The sequence below is a fragment of the Mycetohabitans sp. B2 genome, assembly GCF_021733735.1.
Lineage (GTDB): Bacteria > Pseudomonadota > Gammaproteobacteria > Burkholderiales > Burkholderiaceae > Mycetohabitans > Mycetohabitans rhizoxinica.
Genome location: NZ_JAHKSP010000041.1, coordinates 1 through 19509, shown reverse-complemented (window position 1 = coordinate 19509; position 19509 = coordinate 1). Strand labels below are relative to the sequence as shown.

Annotated in this window: 19 protein-coding genes, 1 tRNA gene and 1 pseudogene; 5 read left to right on the top strand and 16 right to left on the bottom strand. The window is 62.0% G+C overall.

Annotated elements, in window-relative coordinates:
* Positions 1-203: 203 nt before the first annotated feature.
* The 4 genes from KPG66_RS08070 to KPG66_RS08055 all read right to left on the bottom strand — a co-directional run bounded on the left by KPG66_RS08070 (position 204) and on the right by KPG66_RS08055 (position 5134).
* Positions 204-1460, bottom strand: a complete 1257-nt coding sequence (locus tag KPG66_RS08070; RefSeq protein ID WP_237070574.1) for an oligosaccharide flippase family protein — start codon at positions 1458-1460, stop codon at positions 204-206.
* An 82-nt stretch (positions 1461-1542) separates the two neighbouring features.
* Positions 1543-2730, bottom strand: coding sequence for a glycosyltransferase family 4 protein (locus tag KPG66_RS08065; protein WP_041754322.1), 1188 nt, complete (start codon positions 2728-2730; stop codon positions 1543-1545).
* A gap of 38 nt (positions 2731-2768) precedes the next feature.
* On the bottom strand, positions 2769-4502 hold the full coding sequence (locus tag KPG66_RS08060; protein WP_013435597.1) for a mannose-1-phosphate guanylyltransferase/mannose-6-phosphate isomerase: 1734 nt from the start codon (positions 4500-4502) through the stop codon (positions 2769-2771).
* On the bottom strand, positions 4499-5134 hold the full coding sequence (locus KPG66_RS08055; protein WP_041754319.1) for a GNAT family N-acetyltransferase: 636 nt from the start codon (positions 5132-5134) through the stop codon (positions 4499-4501). Before KPG66_RS08055 ends, KPG66_RS08060 begins: the two co-directional genes overlap by 4 nt.
* A gap of 402 nt (positions 5135-5536) precedes the next feature.
* Here KPG66_RS08055 and KPG66_RS08050 point away from each other — a divergent pair, with 402 nt between their 5' ends.
* Positions 5537-6553, top strand: a complete 1017-nt coding sequence (locus tag KPG66_RS08050; RefSeq protein ID WP_083813454.1) for an amino acid--[acyl-carrier-protein] ligase — start codon at positions 5537-5539, stop codon at positions 6551-6553.
* Between the two features lie 113 nt (positions 6554-6666).
* Here KPG66_RS08050 and KPG66_RS08045 read toward each other — a convergent pair whose 3' ends face one another.
* The gene (locus KPG66_RS08045; RefSeq protein ID WP_013435594.1) at positions 6667-6882 is read right to left on the bottom strand and encodes a hypothetical protein; all 216 of its coding nucleotides are present in this window, start codon (positions 6880-6882) and stop codon (positions 6667-6669) included.
* A 468-nt stretch (positions 6883-7350) separates the two neighbouring features.
* On the opposite strand from KPG66_RS08045, the gene KPG66_RS08040 reads away from it, so the two are divergent.
* On the top strand, positions 7351-9243 hold the full coding sequence (locus KPG66_RS08040) for a serine aminopeptidase domain-containing protein (protein ID WP_237070573.1): 1893 nt from the start codon (positions 7351-7353) through the stop codon (positions 9241-9243).
* A gap of 163 nt (positions 9244-9406) precedes the next feature.
* On the opposite strand, the gene KPG66_RS08035 is transcribed toward KPG66_RS08040, so the two are convergent.
* The 9 genes and pseudogenes from KPG66_RS08035 to KPG66_RS08000 all read right to left on the bottom strand — a co-directional run bounded on the left by KPG66_RS08035 (position 9407) and on the right by KPG66_RS08000 (position 16842).
* Entirely contained in the window at positions 9407-9547 is a 141-nt protein-coding gene (locus KPG66_RS08035; RefSeq protein WP_157864392.1) for a burhizin family lasso peptide, read from the bottom strand.
* Positions 9548-9935: 388 nt separating this feature from the next.
* Positions 9936-10064, bottom strand: coding sequence for a hypothetical protein (locus tag KPG66_RS17560; RefSeq protein WP_272907051.1), 129 nt, complete (start codon positions 10062-10064; stop codon positions 9936-9938).
* A 99-nt stretch (positions 10065-10163) separates the two neighbouring features.
* On the bottom strand, positions 10164-11438 hold the full coding sequence (locus tag KPG66_RS08030; protein ID WP_083813453.1) for a glycosyltransferase family 4 protein: 1275 nt from the start codon (positions 11436-11438) through the stop codon (positions 10164-10166).
* Positions 11439-11649: 211 nt separating this feature from the next.
* Positions 11650-12309 (bottom strand): annotated as a pseudogene (locus KPG66_RS08025) (amino acid ABC transporter permease).
* 12 nt (positions 12310-12321) lie between these two features.
* Positions 12322-13122 carry a cystine ABC transporter substrate-binding protein gene (locus KPG66_RS08020; RefSeq protein ID WP_237070572.1) on the bottom strand — a complete coding sequence of 267 codons (801 nt, stop codon included), beginning with the start codon at positions 13120-13122 and terminating at the stop codon, positions 12322-12324.
* A gap of 84 nt (positions 13123-13206) precedes the next feature.
* Positions 13207-14253, bottom strand: a complete 1047-nt coding sequence (locus tag KPG66_RS08015; protein ID WP_237070571.1) for a quinone-dependent dihydroorotate dehydrogenase — start codon at positions 14251-14253, stop codon at positions 13207-13209.
* Between the two features lie 39 nt (positions 14254-14292).
* Positions 14293-15147: an arginyltransferase gene (locus KPG66_RS08010; protein WP_237070570.1), complete on the bottom strand. Its 855-nt coding sequence runs from the start codon at positions 15145-15147 to the stop codon at positions 14293-14295.
* Positions 15148-15487: 340 nt separating this feature from the next.
* Positions 15488-16228, bottom strand: coding sequence for a leucyl/phenylalanyl-tRNA--protein transferase (gene aat / locus KPG66_RS08005; RefSeq protein WP_237070569.1), 741 nt, complete (start codon positions 16226-16228; stop codon positions 15488-15490).
* 68 nt (positions 16229-16296) lie between these two features.
* On the bottom strand, positions 16297-16842 hold the full coding sequence (locus KPG66_RS08000; protein ID WP_013435583.1) for an NUDIX hydrolase: 546 nt from the start codon (positions 16840-16842) through the stop codon (positions 16297-16299).
* A gap of 537 nt (positions 16843-17379) precedes the next feature.
* Between KPG66_RS08000 and KPG66_RS17720 the strand changes: the two genes are divergently transcribed.
* The gene (locus KPG66_RS17720; RefSeq protein WP_336886352.1) at positions 17380-17568 is read left to right on the top strand and encodes a hypothetical protein; all 189 of its coding nucleotides are present in this window, start codon (positions 17380-17382) and stop codon (positions 17566-17568) included.
* 2 nt (positions 17569-17570) lie between these two features.
* Here KPG66_RS17720 and KPG66_RS07990 read toward each other — a convergent pair.
* A tRNA-Met gene (locus tag KPG66_RS07990) sits at positions 17571-17647 on the bottom strand.
* 227 nt (positions 17648-17874) lie between these two features.
* Between KPG66_RS07990 and KPG66_RS07985 the strand changes: the two genes are divergently transcribed.
* Positions 17875-18372, top strand: coding sequence for a heme-degrading domain-containing protein (locus KPG66_RS07985; RefSeq protein WP_041753632.1), 498 nt, complete (start codon positions 17875-17877; stop codon positions 18370-18372).
* A gap of 84 nt (positions 18373-18456) precedes the next feature.
* On the top strand, positions 18457-18744 hold the full coding sequence (locus tag KPG66_RS07980) for a DUF1488 domain-containing protein (protein WP_237070568.1): 288 nt from the start codon (positions 18457-18459) through the stop codon (positions 18742-18744).
* A gap of 159 nt (positions 18745-18903) precedes the next feature.
* Here the strand turns inward: KPG66_RS07980 and KPG66_RS07975 are convergent, their stop codons facing one another.
* Complete coding sequence (locus KPG66_RS07975) at positions 18904-19332, bottom strand: hypothetical protein (RefSeq protein ID WP_237070567.1); 429 nt, start codon at positions 19330-19332, stop codon at positions 18904-18906.
* Positions 19333-19509 lie beyond the last annotated feature (177 nt).

The window sequence follows — 19509 nt, the reverse complement described above, 5'->3', positions numbered from 1 at the left end:
GATTGCAGCATCGCCTTCGCGACCCTACTCCGTGACTGCGACATTAAATCGTGGTGGGTGCACGCGCGTATGCAAAGTTTTTTTACGTTACAGTTGGACACGAGGCGCTTCGGTGCGTCACCGCGCATCCATTAAAATTCAAGCAGTACGCCGAAAAAATTTTCCTGAACATTTGAAAACAATAGCGCATCTTTCCGGAATCGCTATTGCCGTGGCGCCGCCCGTCCAATTAGCGACACGCCTTGGACATAGAGAACGTAGGCCAGCGCGGTGGCCACCGCGCTCTCGGCGACCAGTACCGCGGCCGCCGCGCCTTGTTCAGCGAACCACTTCGCAAGCAACGGTAGCAAGGCGACGTTGAGGAAACCGGAGGAAATCAGCACGCGGCTGAACGCGGTCTTCATACCCAGAGGCAGCATCGTTTGCACGCCGAACAGGTCCGTCATCCCCGCCATAAATGGAATGAATGCCATCCAGCGCAGCACGCCGATCGTCGGCTCGTAGGTCGCGCCGTACAGAATGCGCACGGCGAGCGGCGCGCCGAAGAAGATGCAGAGTGAGATCGTCAACACCATCGCACCTTGGACCATGAACAACTTGCGCAGGAAGGTCATCGCATCCTCACGCGCATGGTGCATTAGGTAGCTAATGTGCGGGTATGCAGCGGCTTTCATCGGCTGCAACATGCTGATCGCGGCGCGAATCAGCTTGTCGCCCGCGGCGAAATAGCCGGCGGCGACGTTGCCTGAGACGAAACCAAGCAACACGGTATTGGTCGATGCATAGAACGCGACCGACGTCGACGCAAGAAAGACTTGCCAACCGCCGGCCAGCGCATCGACGATGTCCGTGATGCTCACCCGAACGAATTCAACCTCGCGTCGGATGAACATATAGACGAAGATCGCGATGCCGGAGCCAAGCGGCACGGCGGCATTGACGACCATCGCGAGCGTGACGTCGGAGCGCTCGCGCACAAGTAGGAACATCGCGGGGACGCTGAGCGCGCGGCTGGCGAACAGCAGCAGGCTCATCGTGCGCAGGTTCTCCACGCCTTGAAAGTACCAACTCGGCGTGAGCGCGGCGCCGACAGTCATGCCGAAGCCGATGATCAGCAGCGTGCGGTCAAGAGCGAAGCGCTCGACAATGAAGGTCAACGCGAGCAGGATGACGAATCCGGCCATGGTAATCGCGACCTGCGCGAGAAAGGTCGCCCAAAACACGCGCGAGCGCTCGGCGCGGTTTTCGCGTGCGAGCGCGATGCGTGGCGTGGCGGTGAGGTCGAAGCTGTAATTGGTGAAATTGATGAAGTAGGTGATGACAGCCAACGCGAACGCCAGCCGGCCGTATCCCTCGGGGCCAAGTACGCGGGTGAGCAGCGGCAGCGTAAGTAGCGGTACGACGTAGGTCGACAACTGCAGCGTCATCAACAACAGGAAGTTCTTCTTTACGGACGACATGTCCGGCTCCGGACTGGAAAAAATGAACCGGCGCAGGCTGTGCACGGCAGCTTCGCGTGGATGTCGCGCTGATCGATCATGTCTATTTACCTACGGTATCGGTTCCGGCATGCAAATCGAGCAGGGCGCTCAACCGTGCCGCATAGTGCTCGCGCGTGTACTGGGACCAATCGTAACGGCGCCGCGTGTCGCGCAAATGCATGCCTAGTGCATCAAGCGCGGCGACCAGGCTGTCAGGCGTGTGTTGGTACTTGATCTTGTTGCCGATCTCATCGCCAAAACTAGCTAAGCTACCCAGATCGTGCACGAGCACCGGTAGACCGATCATCGCTGCCTCGACGATCACCAATGGTGCGTTTTCAGCCCAGATCGACGGTAGCAGGACCGCATCGTGCGCGCGCAGCGCCTCAAACAACTGCGCGTGGTCGAGCCGACCCGCGAAGCGCAATCGGCCGCAGTTGACCAGCGTCGTGTACTTCGCGTGCAGGGTATCGCGTTGCGAGCCGTCGCCGTAGAGGGTCACGCTGCCGAGCCGATGCCATTGCGTGTGGCTGGCGAGTTCGAGAAACGGATCCAGTCCTTTTTCGGGCTCGATGCGTCCGACGAATGCCAGGTCAAAGCGGTCCTTGTCGACGATGCGGGGCGGTGCCTGGGCGATGCGGGTATTGACTGGATTGGGCAGGATCGCTGAACGCATCATGCCGCGCCGTGCCAGCGCATCGCGCATGTACGGGCTCGGGCACAGGAATTGGTCGAAGACGGCGCACGGGTTTAGCACCGTATTGACCGCGTGCCAATGCAGTTTTTTCACCGCATCGTGCAGCATGCCCCGTGCACTGGCGCGGGCGAGCAGCCGCCGGCTGTCGCCCAGCGCCTCCAGTGGTAGAGGCTTGGACACGCCCGGCTTCGGATAGGTCAGCAGGTTCGGATTGTAGAACACCATGTGATAGTCATGGCAGGTCAGGAAGGTGCGGTAGCCGAGCTTGCGTTTGTATCGTTGTATGACCGGCAAAATCGATGGCGACAGTAGGCTGTGATAGTTGTGCACCAACACGCGTTGGGGCTGAACACGTTCGATCGTGGCGGCCAGCGCGCGCGCCGCGGCCGGATTCCACGCGCGCCGTGCCATGCCATGCGCGGCGGCCACCGATCGTTCGTCGAAGCCTTCGGCGTCCACGCCGGGCAACGCCCGCAGTACGTCCACCGAGGTCCGGTACACTTCCTCCGCCCCGCCTTTGCGCACGAAATCGTTGATGACCAGCACCATCATCTCGCGCTTGGCGAGGGTGGGCCCTGTGGCGCGCACGGTCAACGGCCGGCTCGCCATGCGCCCACGCCGCCGCGCGGCGCGGCCATGGCGCTCGGCGCTTCCCCAGCGCGGGAGGCGACCGTGGCCGGAGCGGCTTGCGCGGCATCGGCGACTCCCACGGCATCGGCGGCTTCCATCGCATGAGCGGTTGCGACGGGCGTGGTACCGGACGCGCCGGATGTGCCAGGTACACCAGATGCGCCAGGTGTACCCGCCGCCGGCCGAGAGGCCCGGCCGTACTGGTCATCCAGCCGCACAATATCGTCCTCGCCCAGATAATGTCCCGACTGCACCTCGATGATCTCCAGCGGCGTCTTGCCCGGATTCTCAAGCCGGTGCACCGTGCCCAGCGGGATAAATGTCGACTCGTTCTCGCTGAGCAGGAACATTCTGTCGCCGCAAGTCACGCGCGCGGTGCCGCGCACCACGGTCCAGTGCTCCGCGCGGTGGTAGTGCATCTGCAGCGACAGTTGCTTGCCCGGCTCGACAACGATGCGCTTGACCTGGAAACGCTCGCCGTGGTCAATGGAATCGTAATAGCCCCAGGGGCGATGCACCTTGCGATGATCTTCGGCTTCGACGTATTGCTCGGACTTGAGCCGCGCCACCACGGCCTTGACTTGCTGCACATCGTGCTTGTTGGCGACCAGCACTGCATCGGCGGTCTCGATCACCACGACGTCCTTCAAGCCAACGCAAGCGATCAGGCGTCCTTCGGAATGTGCGAAGCTGTCCTCCGTGCCCTCGAAGATGACGCGGCCACGCGAGACGTTGCCGGCTGCGTCCTTGGGCATGATTTCCCAGATGGCGTCCCATGAGCCAACGTCGGACCAGCCGGCCGCCAGGGGCACAACGACGCCTTGGATGCCCGGACCCGCTGGATCGGCGAGCCGTTCCATCACGGCGTAGTCGATCGAATCGGACGGGCATGCGTCGAAGGCCGTCGCGTCCGCCTTGAAAAAGCCACCGGTTTCCTCCGCGCCGCTTCGCCAAGCTGCCTCGCAGGCGGCATGCATGAGCGGGTTCAACGCGGCGATTGCCGCAAGCCAGGTCGACGCGCGTACCACGAAGATGCCGCTGTTCCACCAATATTCGCCAGACTGCAGGTATTGGCGGGCCAGCTCTTGGTGCGGTTTCTCGACGAAGCGCTCGATTGCGTGGCCGCCCAGTGTGCCATTGGCATGCTGCACCGGCGCGCCGATTCGGATGTATCCATAGCCGGTCTCCGCGTGCCGGGGCAGCACGCCGAGCGTGGCGATGGCGCCGGCTTGCGCGTAGCGGGCGGCCAGCGCGATGGCGTCCTGAAACGCCTTTGGATCAGTGACCGCATGGTCGGCGGGCATCACCACTAGCACCGGGTCGCCGTGACGCGCCTGCGCGTCTAGCGCGGCAAGCGTGAGCGCCGGTGCGGTGTTGCGTGCTACCGGCTCCAGCAGGATGCGGGCGGACTTGCCACTGGCGCGCGCCTGCGCGGCGCTCATGAAGCGGTGGTGCTCGCCGCACACGAGCAGCAGTTCGTTGTCTAGCGTCGCGCTGCTGATGCCGTCCAAGCGACGGGCAGTTGCTGTCAGCAACGATTCATCGGCGATCAGGCCAATCAATTGCTTGGGGTGGTGCTCGCGAGAAAGCGGCCACAGCCGCGTGCCTGAACCGCCGGCCAGGATCACCGGCAGCAGGTGCGGCGGCGCGTCGGCGGGGACGGAAGACGTGAATGTAGGCTCGGTGCCGGTCATCGATTTACTCCGGAATCTGCGGGAAGGCGAGATGAGAAGGCGTAAGCGTCTGATTCGGTGCGTGCGTCGGCACGCACTGCGCGGGCCGGCTGGGTGACGCTGCCCAGCGCGCCGGCCACCGGCTCGACGAGGCCGCGCACGCCGCGCAGCAGGCCGCGGCTGGGTAGCGTCGTGTCGCGCATCGAGTGGATCATGCCGATGTACGGCATTCCGTGTTCGAGGAACGGTCCGTCGACCTTGCGGAAACCAAACCGGCTATAAAACGCTTCGCGGTAGATCGGCGAGTGGATCCGCACCGGCGCGCCTGGCCAACGCTCGCGCGCATGGCTCAGTGCCCGCCTGAGCAATTGCTCGGCGGTGTCGTCGTCGCGCCGCGCGGCGCTCGTCAAGAATTTGTCAATGATTGTTTCCGGGTCGATGTCATCGCCCGGCAGCAGGCGCGCGTAGCCTTCCACCGATCGCTGCTGCGCACGCGTATCGATCGCGAAAACGTGCAACGCTTGCTTGTCCTTGCCGTCGATGTCCAGGTGCACGTGGGCGTTCTCGACAACCAATACGGCATTGCGCGCGCGCAGGATCAGATATAGCTCGTCCGAACTCAGTTGCCCGAATTCGCAGCATTTCCAGTCCATGATGTGTTCCTCGTTCGGCCAGCGCAGAAAACGCCAGGCGTGGCCGGATAGCACCGTGCGCCGCCGGCACCGCAATGTTGCAATGCCAAAAGCGGCCGCACCCTATGGAACGAAGGTACTGGCGAGTGCGGGCAAGCTCTGTTCGCAAGCGCACTATTCGACATGGATCCTGGCGAAGAGGTGAGGTTGCGCCGCCGGCGTTGTGCAGTGCACGCTCAACGTGCACTGGTCCACTGTTCGGCAGCGAACCGATGGCCGTGCGGGTTTTCGCGTACAACGTGCGCTTGCGGTGCCGCACGGCGGCGTTCCCGGACAGCGTCTGCCGCGCCGTTTCCATCCGCCCGGAGCCCACAAAGCGCAGCATCGATCATGCGACACGAATCCCCGCCAAAGGAGCCGAACATGGGTAGTGCCAATCTGGAATCGAAACAGTCCGGTCCCGGAGCTGTGCCGAACGAGCGCGATCGCGCGGCGACCACTCGCGAGCTGAACGATGCAGCAGGCGCCGCTAGTTTTCTGGAGCAGTTATTCGAGCGCGGCTTGCTGATTCCGAGCGACGTCGATGGGCTGTATGGCCGTGGCGCCGTGTTCGAGGACGTCGTCGAGCGCATCAGCGACTTGATCGGTGCATGGGGAGTGGAGCGCGGTGCTGACGTGATGCGGTTTCCGCCGGCGATGAGCCGCACGTTGCTCGAGCAAAGCGGTTACTTGAAGAACTTTCCGCAGTTGGCTGGCACGGTCTTCAGCTTCTGCGGCAATGATTTCAGCCATCCCCGCTTGCTCGCCTGCCTGGATAAAGGCGAGGACTGGACCGCCGAGCAAAAGCCCACACGCATCATGATGACGCCAGTAGCCTGCTATCCCGTCTACTCGGTGATAGCCAAGCGCGGTCCGGTGCCGGCGCAAGGCCATCTGATCGATATTTTTTCGTATGTTTTCCGTCAGGAGCCGTCACTGGAGCCGGAGCGGATGCAGCTGTTTCGGCAGCGCGAGTTCGTCAGGATGGGCACGCCCGAGCAAGTGCTCGCCTTCCGGCAAAACTGGATGGACCATGCGCGCTGGATGTTTCATGCGCTGGAGTTGCCAATGTCACTGGAGCTGGCCAACGATCCGTTTTTCGGCCGGGGCGGGCGCGTCGTGGCAAACAGCCAACGTGCGCTGCAGCTTAAGTTCGAGGCGGCGGTGACCGTGCTGAATCCGCATAAGCCGACCGCGTGTGGCAGCTTCAACTACCATATGGACAACTTCGGCAAGACATGGGACATCCGTAGCGAAACCGGTGAAATCGTGCACACTGGGTGCTGCGGCTTTGGGCTTGAACGGATTGCGCTGTCGCTATTCAAGTTGCATGGTTTCGATATCGCCGCCTGGCCGCAGCGGGTGCGGCAGACCCTATGGAAGTCGCCATGCGGCCAGTAGCCGCGCGAAGAAGCGTGCGAGCGGCGGAATACGGCCCGAGCGGGGCTGCACAGTGGCGGGTGAGACGCGCAAAGCGGTTCGCCCGTCGTGTTACGCGCGCCGTCCTGGAGCGCTCAATGGCTCGGTTGTTGTACCTGCGCCGGCTGTGCCACCCGGGAGGCTTCGCGACGCGCGAGTAGCGTTGTCTTGGTGGCGCGCGCGTCGTCGAATTCGTTCAGTCTTTCGAAACGATCTCCGCTCTTGGCCGCGCGTCCGAATGCCATGGCAACAAATAGCGCGACGGCTTGGATCGCGAGCACGATGATTACAATATGCAGCATGTTATTCATGATTTTATCCCTTCAAGCGCACCGCCTCGTCCGGCGCGTCCCCCAAGCCCGACAGCGCGAAGTCCGGCAAGATGCGCACCGCTGCACTGTTGGCCATCATCGTTGCCTATCGGCAGCACTGCGCGAAAATTAAGGAGTCCCCTTACGTCTAGTATGCGCCAATCTAGAAGAACGTCCCAGGGGTGACAGACAAACAAAATGGCCGGATTTTCCCCTATTTCGTCGGGAGAAAGCCCGTGATTAAACCCGATACCCGTCTTCGGCGCGGGGGGCAGCGCGAAGGCGGCACACGCACGGCGACGAGCATGGTTCGATTGGGTGTGTCAGCGTACCGACCCCACCCGTGCGGATGCCGCCTACTAACCGGCGCATCCGTGCCGTGGACGCGTTGTCATGGAGGGGGGACGGCCGGATGGCCCGTGCGCATGGCACGCAGGCGCCGGGTGGAAGAACAAAGAGGGTTAGAGAATGAACGCGACGATGCGGCCTGTCTCGTTTGATGGGCATTTCGGCTGGCTTCATGGTGCGCAGGCTGGCGATCCGGGCGACGTGGGTTGGGGCGTGGTGCTGTGCAGCCCGCTCGGGCATGAAGCATTATGGTTGCACCAGACGATGCGGCAACTGGCCGAGCGGTTGGCGTCGCGGCGCATTCCGGTGTTGCGCTTTGACTATGCAGGCACCGGCGATTCGCTGGATCGTGACACGCTGGTCGAGCCGACCCGATGGACGGGCGAAGTGGTGAGCGCCGTCGAACATTTGCGTCGTGTGACGGGGGTGCAACGCATTGCGCTGGTCGGGGCGCGCTACGGCGCGATGGTGGCCGCACAGGCCGCGCCCCAGGTCGGCGCGCAGCGCGTCGTATTAATGGCGCCCGTCGTCTCGGGCCGGCAGTTCGTTCGCGAACTCAAGGTGTTGCAGCAGACATGGCGGGAGAAGACGGGCTCGCACGTGCGCACCGACGCACCACCGGCTGGCGCATTCGATGTGCTCGGGCATCGGTTCGAGCTGGCCGCGATGGAGCAGGTGGCGAAGCACGACTTGCGCCGCGTCCAGGCACCGCCCGCGGCGTCAGTGCTGATCATGCATGTCGACCCGCACGATCCGAGCCATGCGCTCGCCGATGTGTACCGGTCGCAGGGCGCACGTGTGGACGCTGGCTGGTTCGCCGAATACCCGGGCGCGATGCAGCCATCTTGGCTCGCCGAAGTCCCGCAGGCTACGCTCGATGCCGTCACACAGTGGCTGGTGAACGAAGAGGTGACGTCTCAGGCCGCTTCGGCGGGCGCATCGCGTCCCGCATCGCCGATGCCGATGTGTGACGATGCGCCGCTTCAGACTGACTGGATGGTGGAGCAGCCGGTCAAGTTGGATCAGGGCCGATTGTTCGGCATCCTCTGCGAACCGGCGGGCAGATTGGGCCGTGCGCCGCTTATTGTGATCCCCAACACGGCCGCCACGCACCATGTCGGGGACGGACGCTTTAACGTCGAGTTGGCGCGCCAATTCGCGCGTGCGGGGTTTGCTTCGCTGCGGCTTGATGCGAGCGGGCTGGGCGACAGCGCGGCGGCGGCTACGCAGATCGATCCGGGCTCGTTGAGTTTCGACGCGCTGGCCGCCGACACGTCCGATGCGGTCGATTGGGCGCGCTCGCGCGGCCATCCGGGCATTGCGGTGTTCGGTATTTGCTCCGGTGCATACCTGGGCTTGCGCGCCGCGCTCGACAATGCGGCGATCCGGGGCTTGATGCTGGTGAACCTGCTCGGCTTTTCGTTTCCCGATGGATTTACGATGCATGACGCCGGCCGGGTGGGTGCCGGATCGACCCGCGCGCATTTCCGCTCGATGTGGCGCGCGCAGAAGTGGGCCCAGGTGTTGCGCGGCGAGGTCAGCCTGCGGCCGGTCATCGGCACGCTGTGCCGCTATGCGGTGGCGCGCACGCGGGGCCTCGCGGCCGCCTGGACGCAAGACATGCGAGATGCGCCGGGCAGCAGCCAGCGAGCGCGTCGCCAGATGAAAGAGTTGGCCGCGCGCGGGGTTCGCGTGCAATTGCTGTTCAGTCCGCTGGACCGTGGCCTGGACGAACTCGAGGTTCATTTCGGTCATGGTGGCCAACGGCTTGCACGGATCGGCGGTGTGCATGCCCGCGTGATACCCAACATGGATCATGAGGTGCTGAATCCGGCAGCACGCGAGCGCGTCGCGGCATTGTGCGAGGCGTTCCTCACGGAGCTTTTCGCCGACGTGCTCGATGAGCGGCAGGCTCGTCCATCGCTGCGCGCCGGGCTCGCTCCTGCGTCTTACGAGCACGCGCATGTGCTGGCAGCTACGCCGACGCTGCCGTCTGAGGAGGCGATGCTATAGCGGGAACGGAAGGGGACCAAACACGAGTTCGGCGTATTGATGGCGCGACCAGCACAGCGTCGCGACGCTAAGCAATCCCTCACAACGCCTGCCACGCATATACATCCATGTAGGCCAGTGCTCGGCGTATTGCTTAGCGTAAGCTTTTATACCAAACTAATGATTATAGGAAGCGGCCAACACCAGCCTCCCTATATTGCCCTGAGCCACCTAGCGTCGACTCGGAAGCGCACAGTTCCATCAGTGATTCGTCATCCAGCGGCAAATCCAATGCTTGATAATTCATGCTTTGGGACTGATCCATGAGAATCTCCTTTTTCATAGCTTAAAAACGCCACCAACATTATGAGTGGCCCCGAGGCCGATGTCATTTATGAACGACATGGCTGAATTCAGCTTAGTAAGAGAATAGTACATTGCAAAAGCCATGTGCTTAAATCCTAAGCGTATTGGCGGTTTGACATAGCTCTAAATGCTGCGCTTGAGAGCAGGGAAGCAAATTTGGCTGATGTCGTTAATGACGCGTTTGATCATCGAGACAATTGAGGGACGGTGTTTGCGTCAGTTACGCACGATGTAGCCGCAAAGCGCTTTGGGATAGCGCTGTAATATCTACAAAATGAACGACAAAAATTAAATCGTTACATTAAGTCCAACGCGTGGCGATCTCGAGCGACGTGGGCGAGATGCAATCAGGCCGTTCGCACGTTCTCGTTCATTGCGCCTATATCAGACAGGAAGTCGAGTGCCATCATCATTGGCATTCGCTGTATGGTCGCCGCGTCACGTTTCGCGACATCGAGCAGCGCGGTGGTGTCCACGTGCTCCATATCGAGCGGGATTGCGGCGTAGTCAAGATGGCGATGTATCAGTCAGGCATCCTTCGGAATGCGCGAAGCTGTCCTCCGTGCCTTTGAAGATCACAAACTGGGGATGCGTATCGGGCGCGGTGCGCAGCAGCTTACGCGACTGGACGGCGCGCACGCCAGCGTGGTGGCGACAGCCGGCTGGTCTGGCATGATCGCATACGACGGCACGTCGTTGCGCGCTGGATCGTTGACTGGCGACGCCAATTCAGCCTGCAGCCGCTGGTAGCCTTCCATAACCAAGTTGGAAAACGCGGCGCGGAAGCGATCCGCAGAAAAGCGTTGCGCGTTGGCGCGGCACGCGAGCGGCTCGAACGTGCCGTGGGGCAGCGCCTCGAACCGCTCGATGGCATCGATCAACGCGGGCGTGGTTTGCGCATCGAAGAACAGGCCGGTGGGTTGTGCGTCGGTATGGGCGCGCACCGATTCGAGCGCGCCGCCCTTACCGTAGGCGATGACGGGCGTGCCACATGCCTGTGCTTCGACTGGTGAAATGCCAAAGTCTTCCTCGGCGGCAAACACGAAGGCCTTGGCACGCTGCAGGTGTGAATGCAACACGTCGAAGGGTTGATAGCCGAGCAGCGTCACGTTCGGGCCTGCCAACGCGCGGATCTTGGCCATCTCCGGGCCATCGCCGATGACGACCAGCTTGCGCTGTGGCATCCGGGAAAAGGCGTCCACGATCAGGTCAATGCGCTTATAGGGCACCATTCTGGACGCGGTCAGATAGAAGTCCTCTTTGGCAGTATTCAACTGCAGGTGCTCAACGTCCACTGGCGGATAAATGACCGTCGATTCGCGACGATAGACCTTGCGGATGCGCCGCGCGACAAAACGCGAGTTTGCTGCGATTAGGTCCACGCCGTTGGCTGAACGCGCGTCCCAGTTGCGGATGTAGTGCAGCAGCGCGCGCGCGAGCACGGATTTCACGCCGCGCGTGAGCCCCGCCTCGCTCAGGTACTGGTGCTGCAAATCCCATGCGTAGCGCACTGGCGAATGCACATAGCTCACGTGTAGCTGGTCGGGCCCGTTCAGCACGCCCTTGGCCACGGCGTACGAGCTGGACAGGATCACGTCGTAGCCGGACAGATCAAATTGCTCGATCGCCAGTGGAAATAGCGGTAGGTAGCCGCGGTACTTGCGCCGGGCCATGGGCAGCTTCTGAATAAACGAAGTGTGGACCGGCTTGCCGCGCAGGCACGAGCGGTCTTCCAGGAAGTCGACCAGGCTGAAGATGTCCGCTTGCGGGAAACAGTCGATCATCTGGGCGAGCACCCGTTCGGCGCCGCCATGGACGACCAGCCAGTCGTGAACAATCGCTACCTTCAAGCGTGGGTCCTCTCGGATTAGGTTTCGGCCTTGCGGCTGACGCGGTGTTGACGCCGTGTGCGCCCTGCGCATCATGGCCACTCGGGCCATTATCGGCAGCACTCAGCGTTATCTATGTACGGGGGCGCACAATGATGCGCACCGGGCACACAGTGCGTGAAGTGCGCTCGCCGCCCGCATACCGCGCGGAGCAGGCTGAGCGCATGGCCGCTCAGTGCCGCGTGGGCAGTGCGAGGTAGCGTTCGAGCCGGTGCTGGAGCCCCTCAAGCAGGTGGCACAGTACCCAGTACACACTTGCTGCGCCGACATAAAGCGGCAGCGGCTGGTAGGTGGCCGCGATCACTTCCTGCGCGCTGTGCAGCAGTTCGGTCACGGTGATCACCGACACCAGCGAGGTGTCCTTGACCAGGCTGATTAGGCTATTGGACAGGCTCGGCACTGCGATACGCAGCGCTTGGGGCCCGACTACGTAGCGCAGCGTCTGCTGGCGCGACAGGCCTAGGCTGTACGCGGCGAGCCATTAGCCGCGTGCGATGCCCAGGATTGCGCCGCGCATACTCTCGGACAGGTACGCGGAGACGTTCGCGGACAACGCCAGCACGCCGGCCGGCGTCGGATCCAACTCGATGCCCACGCTCGGCAGGCCGTAGTAGACGACGAAGATCTGCACCAGCAGCGGCGTGCCGCGCATGATGCTGACGTATGCGCGTGCGGCGCTCACCGGCCAACGCCGCTCGCTGATGCTCATCAGCGCGATGGACATGCCGCCGGCTAGCCCGAATGCCATCGATAGCAGCGCAAACTTGATCGTTAGCAACGCACCCGCGGCGAGCGCGGGGGCGGACTGCAGCAACAACGTCAACGGTGACATCGAGGTGGCAGCTTACTTCAGTGGTCGGGTCACGTCGAGGCCGAACCACTTGTCGGAGATCTTCGGCAGCGTCCCGTCGGCCTTGAGTTGAGCAATGGCGTCGTCGATGGCTTTGGCGAACTTCGGGTTGCCTTTCTTGAATGGGATACCCACCTTTTCCTGCTGGCCCAGCGTGCTGCTCGGACGCAATGGTAGCGCGTTGGTCTTGATCAAGTATGCGAGCATCAGCCGGTCGTTGAGCGCCGCGTCGATGCGGCCCGCCGCCAGATCGCGCAGATACTCGGGCGCACCCGGGTAGGTCTTCACCTCAATGCCAGGCACCGACTTGGCCAGGTCGTTGTAGTTCGACCCTAAGCTCACGCCAAGCTTCTTGCCTTTCAGGTTGTCGAGTGATTTGAACTGGCGCGAATCGTCCTTGCGCTGGATCAGTTGCGCGACCGAGTACGTATAGGGCTGAGAAAAGTCGAACGTCTGCTGTCGCACGGGCGTGATACCGACCTGGTTCACGATCACGTCGAACTTGCCGGCCTGCAGTCCGGCGATGATGCCGCTCCATTCAGTGGTGATGAACTTGGGCTTCACGCCGAGCCGCAGCGCGATCGCCTTGGCCACGTCCACGTCGTAGCCGACAAGTTCGCCATGGGCGTCGCGGAAGTTGAATGGCGGATAAGTCCCTTCGAGACCGATGCGCAGCGTGCCGTGCTCTTTGACCTGGTCGAGTAGGTCGGCGGCTGGTGCGGCCACGGCGGCCGTGCCGAGTGCGCCGCCGACCAGCGCCGCGGCGAGCCATTTCCTGAGCAGCGAAAGTTTCATCGTTTTCCCCTCTTGGCGGGTAGTGACAGATGGCGGTCATCATAATAAAACCGTCATTAAAACTTAACTATCAATTTCAGATGGCTATATTACGCATGAATCGCGATGGCCAGCGGTGGCACGCACGCATTCGGCCACCAGCGTTGGGCCGCGGTAGATCAGGCCGGTATAAAGCTGCACCAACGAGGCACCGGCTGCAAGCTTTGCGTTCGCGTCCTCGCCACTAAAAATTCCGCCTACGCCGATAATCGGCACCGCGTCGCCTAATTGCGCGTGCAATTGCTGGATTACCCGGTTGGACGGGTCGAACACCGGTCGCCCGGATAGGCCGCCAGCTTCGTCACTATCGCGCAGGCCCTGCACCGCGGTGCGCGACAGTGTGGTATTGGTCGCAATCACGCCATCGATACGGTGCCGCAGTAGCGTGTGCGCAATTGACTTGATCTGCTCGTCGTCGAGATCTGGCGCGATTTTCAGCGCCAGTGGCACCTGCTTGCCGTGCAGGTCCGCCAGCCGCTGTTGTTTGTCCTTGAGCGCGCCCAGTAGCGCATCCAGTTCGCCGGCGGCTTGCAACTGGCGCAGGTTCTTTGTATTCGGCGACGAGATATTGATCGCCACATAGCTGGCGAACGGATAGACGCGCTCCAGGCAGTACAGGTAGTCGTCAAGCGCGCGCTCGATTGGCGTATCGGCATTCTTGCCAATGTTTAGCCCCAACACGCCACGATAGCGTGCGGCTCGCACATTGGCGACGAACGCGTCCACGCCATGGTTGTTGAAGCCCATCCGGTTGATCAACGCATCGGCCTGGGGCAGCCGGAACAGGCGCGGGCGTGGATTGCCCGGTTGTGGGCGCGGCGTTACCGTGCCGACCTCGATAAAGCCAAAGCCGAGCGCCGCCAAACCGTCGATGCAAGCGCCGTCCTTGTCCAGGCCAGCGGCAAGCCCCACCGGGTTACGAAATGTCAAGCCCATCACGGTGCGCGGCGCATCGGGTGCGTGCGGGGCGAGGCAACGCGCGAGGCCGGCGCGGGCGGCCGCGCTCAGCAGGCGCAGTGTCAAGTGATGGGCGTCCTCCGCATCCATGCGGAACAGGTGCGCCCGTGCGAGCGGATAAAGGGAACTGAGCACGGAAGTGGGCTGGGCCGACGGCCCTGAGTCGAAAACCCGTTATTTTACCGGGCGCGCAAGCCGTTCGATGGCGGCATCGAGCGGCGGCGTGTCGGCTCCTGCAGACTCCAGATCGCGCCATTGACCTTCGACCAGTCCCTCGAGCGGCCTGAAATTCGCCTTGTACGCCATCTTGCTGCTTTCGCGAATCCAGTAGCCCAAGTACACGTACGGCAACTTCAGACTGCGTGCCTGCTCGATCTGCCACAGGATGTTGTAGGTACCGAAGCTCGAGCGCTCGACATCAGGTTCGTAGAACGCATAGACCGAGGATAAGCCATCGCCGAGGATGTCAATCATGCTGACCATGCGCAGTTTGCCCTTGCGGGGGCTCGCAGCTTCGCGCACTGCACGTGAGCGCGTCGTGCCGCGTGGCTCGTACGGCTCGCGGAACTCGACCAGCCGCGAGTTAATGCGGCTTTGCAGTAGGAACTGCTCGTACTGATCGCGGCTGTCACAATCCATTCCACCACCGGCATGCCGTGCGGCTTGGTAGCGTATATACAATGCGTAGTGTTCCTCATCATATTGCAGCGGCGAGACCGACGCGATCAACTCATGATGACGGCGCCACACCTTGCGCTGGGTCCGGCTTGCATCGAAGCGCTCGACGGGCACACGCACCGGCACGCAGGCGCGACAGCCGTCGCAATAGGGCCGGTAAGTGAAGACCCCAGAGCGCCGGAAGCCTGCCTTGACCAATTCGGTGTAGACATCTGAGTTGATCAGGTGGCTTGGTGTGGCGACCTGTGAACGCGCAATGCGTCCCTCCAGGTAGCTGCAGGGGTAGGGCGCTGTCGCATAGAATTGCAGCGCTGACAGCGGCGATATCGGCAGTTCGTTAAGGTAGGTCACGTCAGCCCTTCACACAGCAATCGTTTGCCCAATATGTGGCGACATCAGATCGCTTCGGTGCTGATGGCATGTTTGCGGCAGCCAAATCAAGCCAGCACACGAGGCTGTAACAACGGTATCACGAAATGATGGCAGGTTGTGGCGCAGGTCCCCCGAGCGGCATAGTCGAAGGTTTCCACCGTACGCAAGTTCTTGCCAAGCAGCAGGGTGTCCCTTATAAGGCCGCCATTTCAATAAGCTTATCGGACAGTGTGGGCCCGCGCACCGCGTTGCGTTGGGCGCGCAGCTTGCAAATGGCTTTCGACTCCAGCGGCAGGACCCGTCGCGCGGTCCGGGCGCGTTAGTTGCGACTGTTGTTCCAGTATCGATGCAGCACGTGCTTGTCGAATTGCCACGGGATTGGCGAGTGCCGTATCGCGGCGCGCATATGGGCGATAAACGTGCGACGCGATACTTCACGCGCGCCCAGCGAGGCAAGGTGAGCGGTGTTTTGTTGGCAATCGACCATGTCAACCCGGTGCTCACGCAAATGCGCAATGAGCGCGGCGAGGGCAACCTTCGACGCGTCCGTACGGTGTGCGAACATCGACTCGCCGTAGAACATGCGACCCAAGCTCACGCCGTACAGACCGCCGACGCGTTGGCCCTCGACCCAGGTTTCGACGCTATGGGCCAAGCCGGCGCGGTGCAACGCCTCATAGGCGGCGATCACTTCGGGCGTGATCCACGTGCCATGCTGCCCATGCCGGTTCGCGTTTCCACACGCGTGCATCACATCGGCAAAGCCAGCGTCCACGCGGATCTCCCAAGAAGGTTCGCGCAGGACTTTTTTCAGGCTCTTGCGCAGCGAAATCGACACCTTGAATTCGCTGGGCACCAGGATCATGCGCGGATCGGGACTCCACCACAGCACGGGCTGGCCCTTCGAGTACCATGGGAAGATGCCGTGCTGGTACGCATCGAGTAGTTGTCGCGGATCCAGTTCGGCACTCGCGGCGAGTAGGCCGGGTGCGCCGCTGGCTTCGTCCAGCGCGCGCTCAAGTGGCGGGAACGGATCGTCGGGGCTGAGCCAGGGGACCATAGTGAGATTGGCGTGTCGGCACGGGCGTTGCGCCGCGACGCTGCGCGACGTGTGACCCGCGCGCGGGACTAGCTGTCGCGCAGTGGGCGGAAGATGTCGCCGGTGTGTAGGCCGAAGCCGCCCGCGACGCGATCGGCGAAGTAAAAGCGCAGCGTTTGCCCAACGGTCGGGAACGCGATTTTATCCCAAGGGATATCCGCTTCATCGAATAGCCGTACCTCCAGGCTTTCCTCGCCGGCCTGCACGTCGATGTCGAGCAACCGCGCGAGGTAGAACAGGTGAACCTGGTGCACATGCGGCACATTGAGCAGCGTGAACAGTGTTTGAACCTCGACGCGCGCGCCCGCTTCTTCCAGCGTCTCGCGTGCGGCCCCCTCCGCTGTCGTCTCGCCGATTTCCATGAAGCCAGCCGGCAATGTCCAGTAGCCATAGCGCGGTTCGATCGCGCGGCGGCACAGTAGCACCTTGTTGTCCCAGACCGGGACCGTTCCGACCACGTTACGTGGGTTCTGATAGTGAATTGTATTGCAGTTGTCGCACACGAAGCGCTCGCGGTTGTCGCCGGGAGGCACGCGCAGACTCACCACGTGGCCGCAGACAGAACAAAATTTCATCGATCGAGGGTCGGTGGGACAATGGTGCGCAGTTTAACATCGGGCGCGTGGCCGACATTTGGCGTTTTTGCATCGCCGACGCGCTAGCGCGCCCGTGATCGGCTCGCCTGCGGCACAAATAAAGGCGCGACGAATGTCGCACGGCTGGCGTTGGCACCATGAATGGGCGCGAGCATCCCATCATCGGATTGTGATCCGAGCCGTATCGATTAGACTGCGGCTTGGGTGATGAAAAAATATCTAGAGATAGGTGCTGCTGGGTAAACGATGTTTTGAATGCGGCTCATGATGATGCGTCGCATGAACTTCGTTACGCTCAAGACAATGACCACCACCGTGACCACGGGGCCGCCTATGGCGGGTCATCAGATCGGCGCGCGTGACTGAGATATAGCGGTATTCATTCCAAGGTCCCATCAGCGATGGACAGGGCCTTGTCGCTTCTCCGTTCATCGCCGGCTTGGCAGGAAAACTCAATGCAATCGTATTCCATCCGCCGTGCCCTGCTGATCGTCGACAGGCAGTGGGGATGGTTCTATGGCTGGAAAACCTTATGTCACTGCGGAAACGGATACGGTTTTTGATCAAACGCGCCCGAACTGCTTTTGCGGCATCAGATTGGCGCAATGGCTTGCCGAATCCAGCATCGGCGAGTTGGTCCTCGCCAAGATGAAGAAAGCAAAAATCCCGGGTTTCGTGCGAAATCCGGGATTTTCGAAAAAATGATTTGGTTGCGGGGGTAGGATTTGAACCTACGACCTTCGGGTTATGAGCCCGACGAGCTGCCAGACTGCTCCACCCCGCGTCCGTCGAAGAATTAAATTATACACAGGTCCGTTCTGCGGTGCAAGGATGTGCAGCGCGCAATGTCAGTGCAGCATCAGACTGCCTGGTTCGCGAATGCACCGCGCAGCGCCGCCATGCCGCTAGAATGATGGCTTATGCGAGAGCCTGCGACTTCATCGGCTTCATCTTGGCCGGCCTTGCCGACTTCTTATTTACCGGCGGCGTGGCTGGCCGGACTCATTGCCCATGGACATCACTCGAGACCTGCAGCACATTGTCCTTCAGGAAAAGACGCTCGTCGCGCCACGCTTTGACACGGATTTTGGATGGCAGCTCGGCGCATACTTGCATGAGCTCGCCAAGGCGAGGGCGCATGCGGTCGCGATCGACGTGCGCACCTTCGGCCATCCGGTGTTTTACTGCGCGTTGCAGGGGGCGACACCGGACAATGCGCGGTGGGTGCGCCGCAAGAGCAATACGGTGGAGCATTTCCGGCGTAGTTCTTACGCGGTGGGCCTGCGCCTTGCACAGTCTGGCGCCACGCTGGCCGACAAGTATGGCCTGTCGTGTGCCGATTACGCCTCGCACGGCGGCGCGTTTCCATTGGCCGTGCATGGCGCGGGCGTGATCGGTTCGGTGACCGTGTCGGGCCTTGCACAACGCCAGGACCACGAACTCGTGGTGGAAGCGCTGTGTGCGCTGCTCGGGCACGATTACAGCGGATTAGCGTTGCCGCACGACTGAATTGGCGTCCCGCTATCGGCCGACTTGGCTGGCCATGCCGTGGCTCGCTAAAATAGGAATCCACGTCCGATTCCCGAGGCTGGCATGCAGATTGATTTTCCCGCTGAAGCCGGAGCGTACCGCGACAACAACCTAACCGTGGAGTTCGATGCCATTGTCAATGGCGAACGGGTACGCTGCGCCATCTCCGTTGAAGCCCTGGAGGATCACTTCGGTGTTGTATCGAACGATCGCGACGGTTGGATCCGCGCGTTCGACCGGGGCCGCGCGCGTATCCTCGACACAGCGCGCGAGCATTTGAAGCGCTGCGACGGACACCCGATACTGCTCAAGAGCGGTCATTTCCGTCCTGGTGACGTGTCACGGGGCTGACCAGCGCGAACCGGCGGGCCGCACGTTGGCCCCGCTGGCTCTGGACGATCCGCTCCGGACGATTCGCCGTGTCGCTGTCGCGGCCCGTCGCATCGTCGTGCTGTGCGGTGGCGACGGCGTTTCGGCCTTGCTTGCGCGTGCTTGTGTGCCGCAGGCGGTTTATGACGGCTTGTCACTGTCCGTCATGAACGCGCGCATGAACACCAGCGTGCCGAATCCCCATATCGCGTTGACGACGAAACTAAACGCGAGGCGTGGCAGCATGTTGCCGCTTGGCCAGATACCGCGGATTGGATCGAGCACGAACACCGTCGTTGCGGTCAGCACGACGCCACCGAACACGAATGAGCCGAGCCACGGCGCAGGCCGTTGCGGACCTACGCGCAGCAGCCACGCCAGTACGATGCCCCATAGCGCGCCGAGCAGCGCGGTGAGCAGGAACTCAGGGACGCCGAGGGGCGCGAACGGCGTGGTCGAGAACGGCAATTGGTCGGTCAATTCGGCCGCGTGCAGCAACGCGATCGTTGCCTCATGAAAAAACAGTACGGCGAGAAAGCCGGCAATGAACGGCAAAATGACGCTTTGCATGGTGGGATTCGTAGACGGCAGGCGCGTGCTTGCGCGCTCAGGATGTTCATTATAGTGACCTCACGTGGGGGCCGCGCCATATTACGAATTGGCACAACTAAAACTGAAAAAATAGACTGAGGCTACCCCCAAATCAGTGCCGTTCTAAAGTGGAAATTTCCGGCTCTTCGGGGTGGG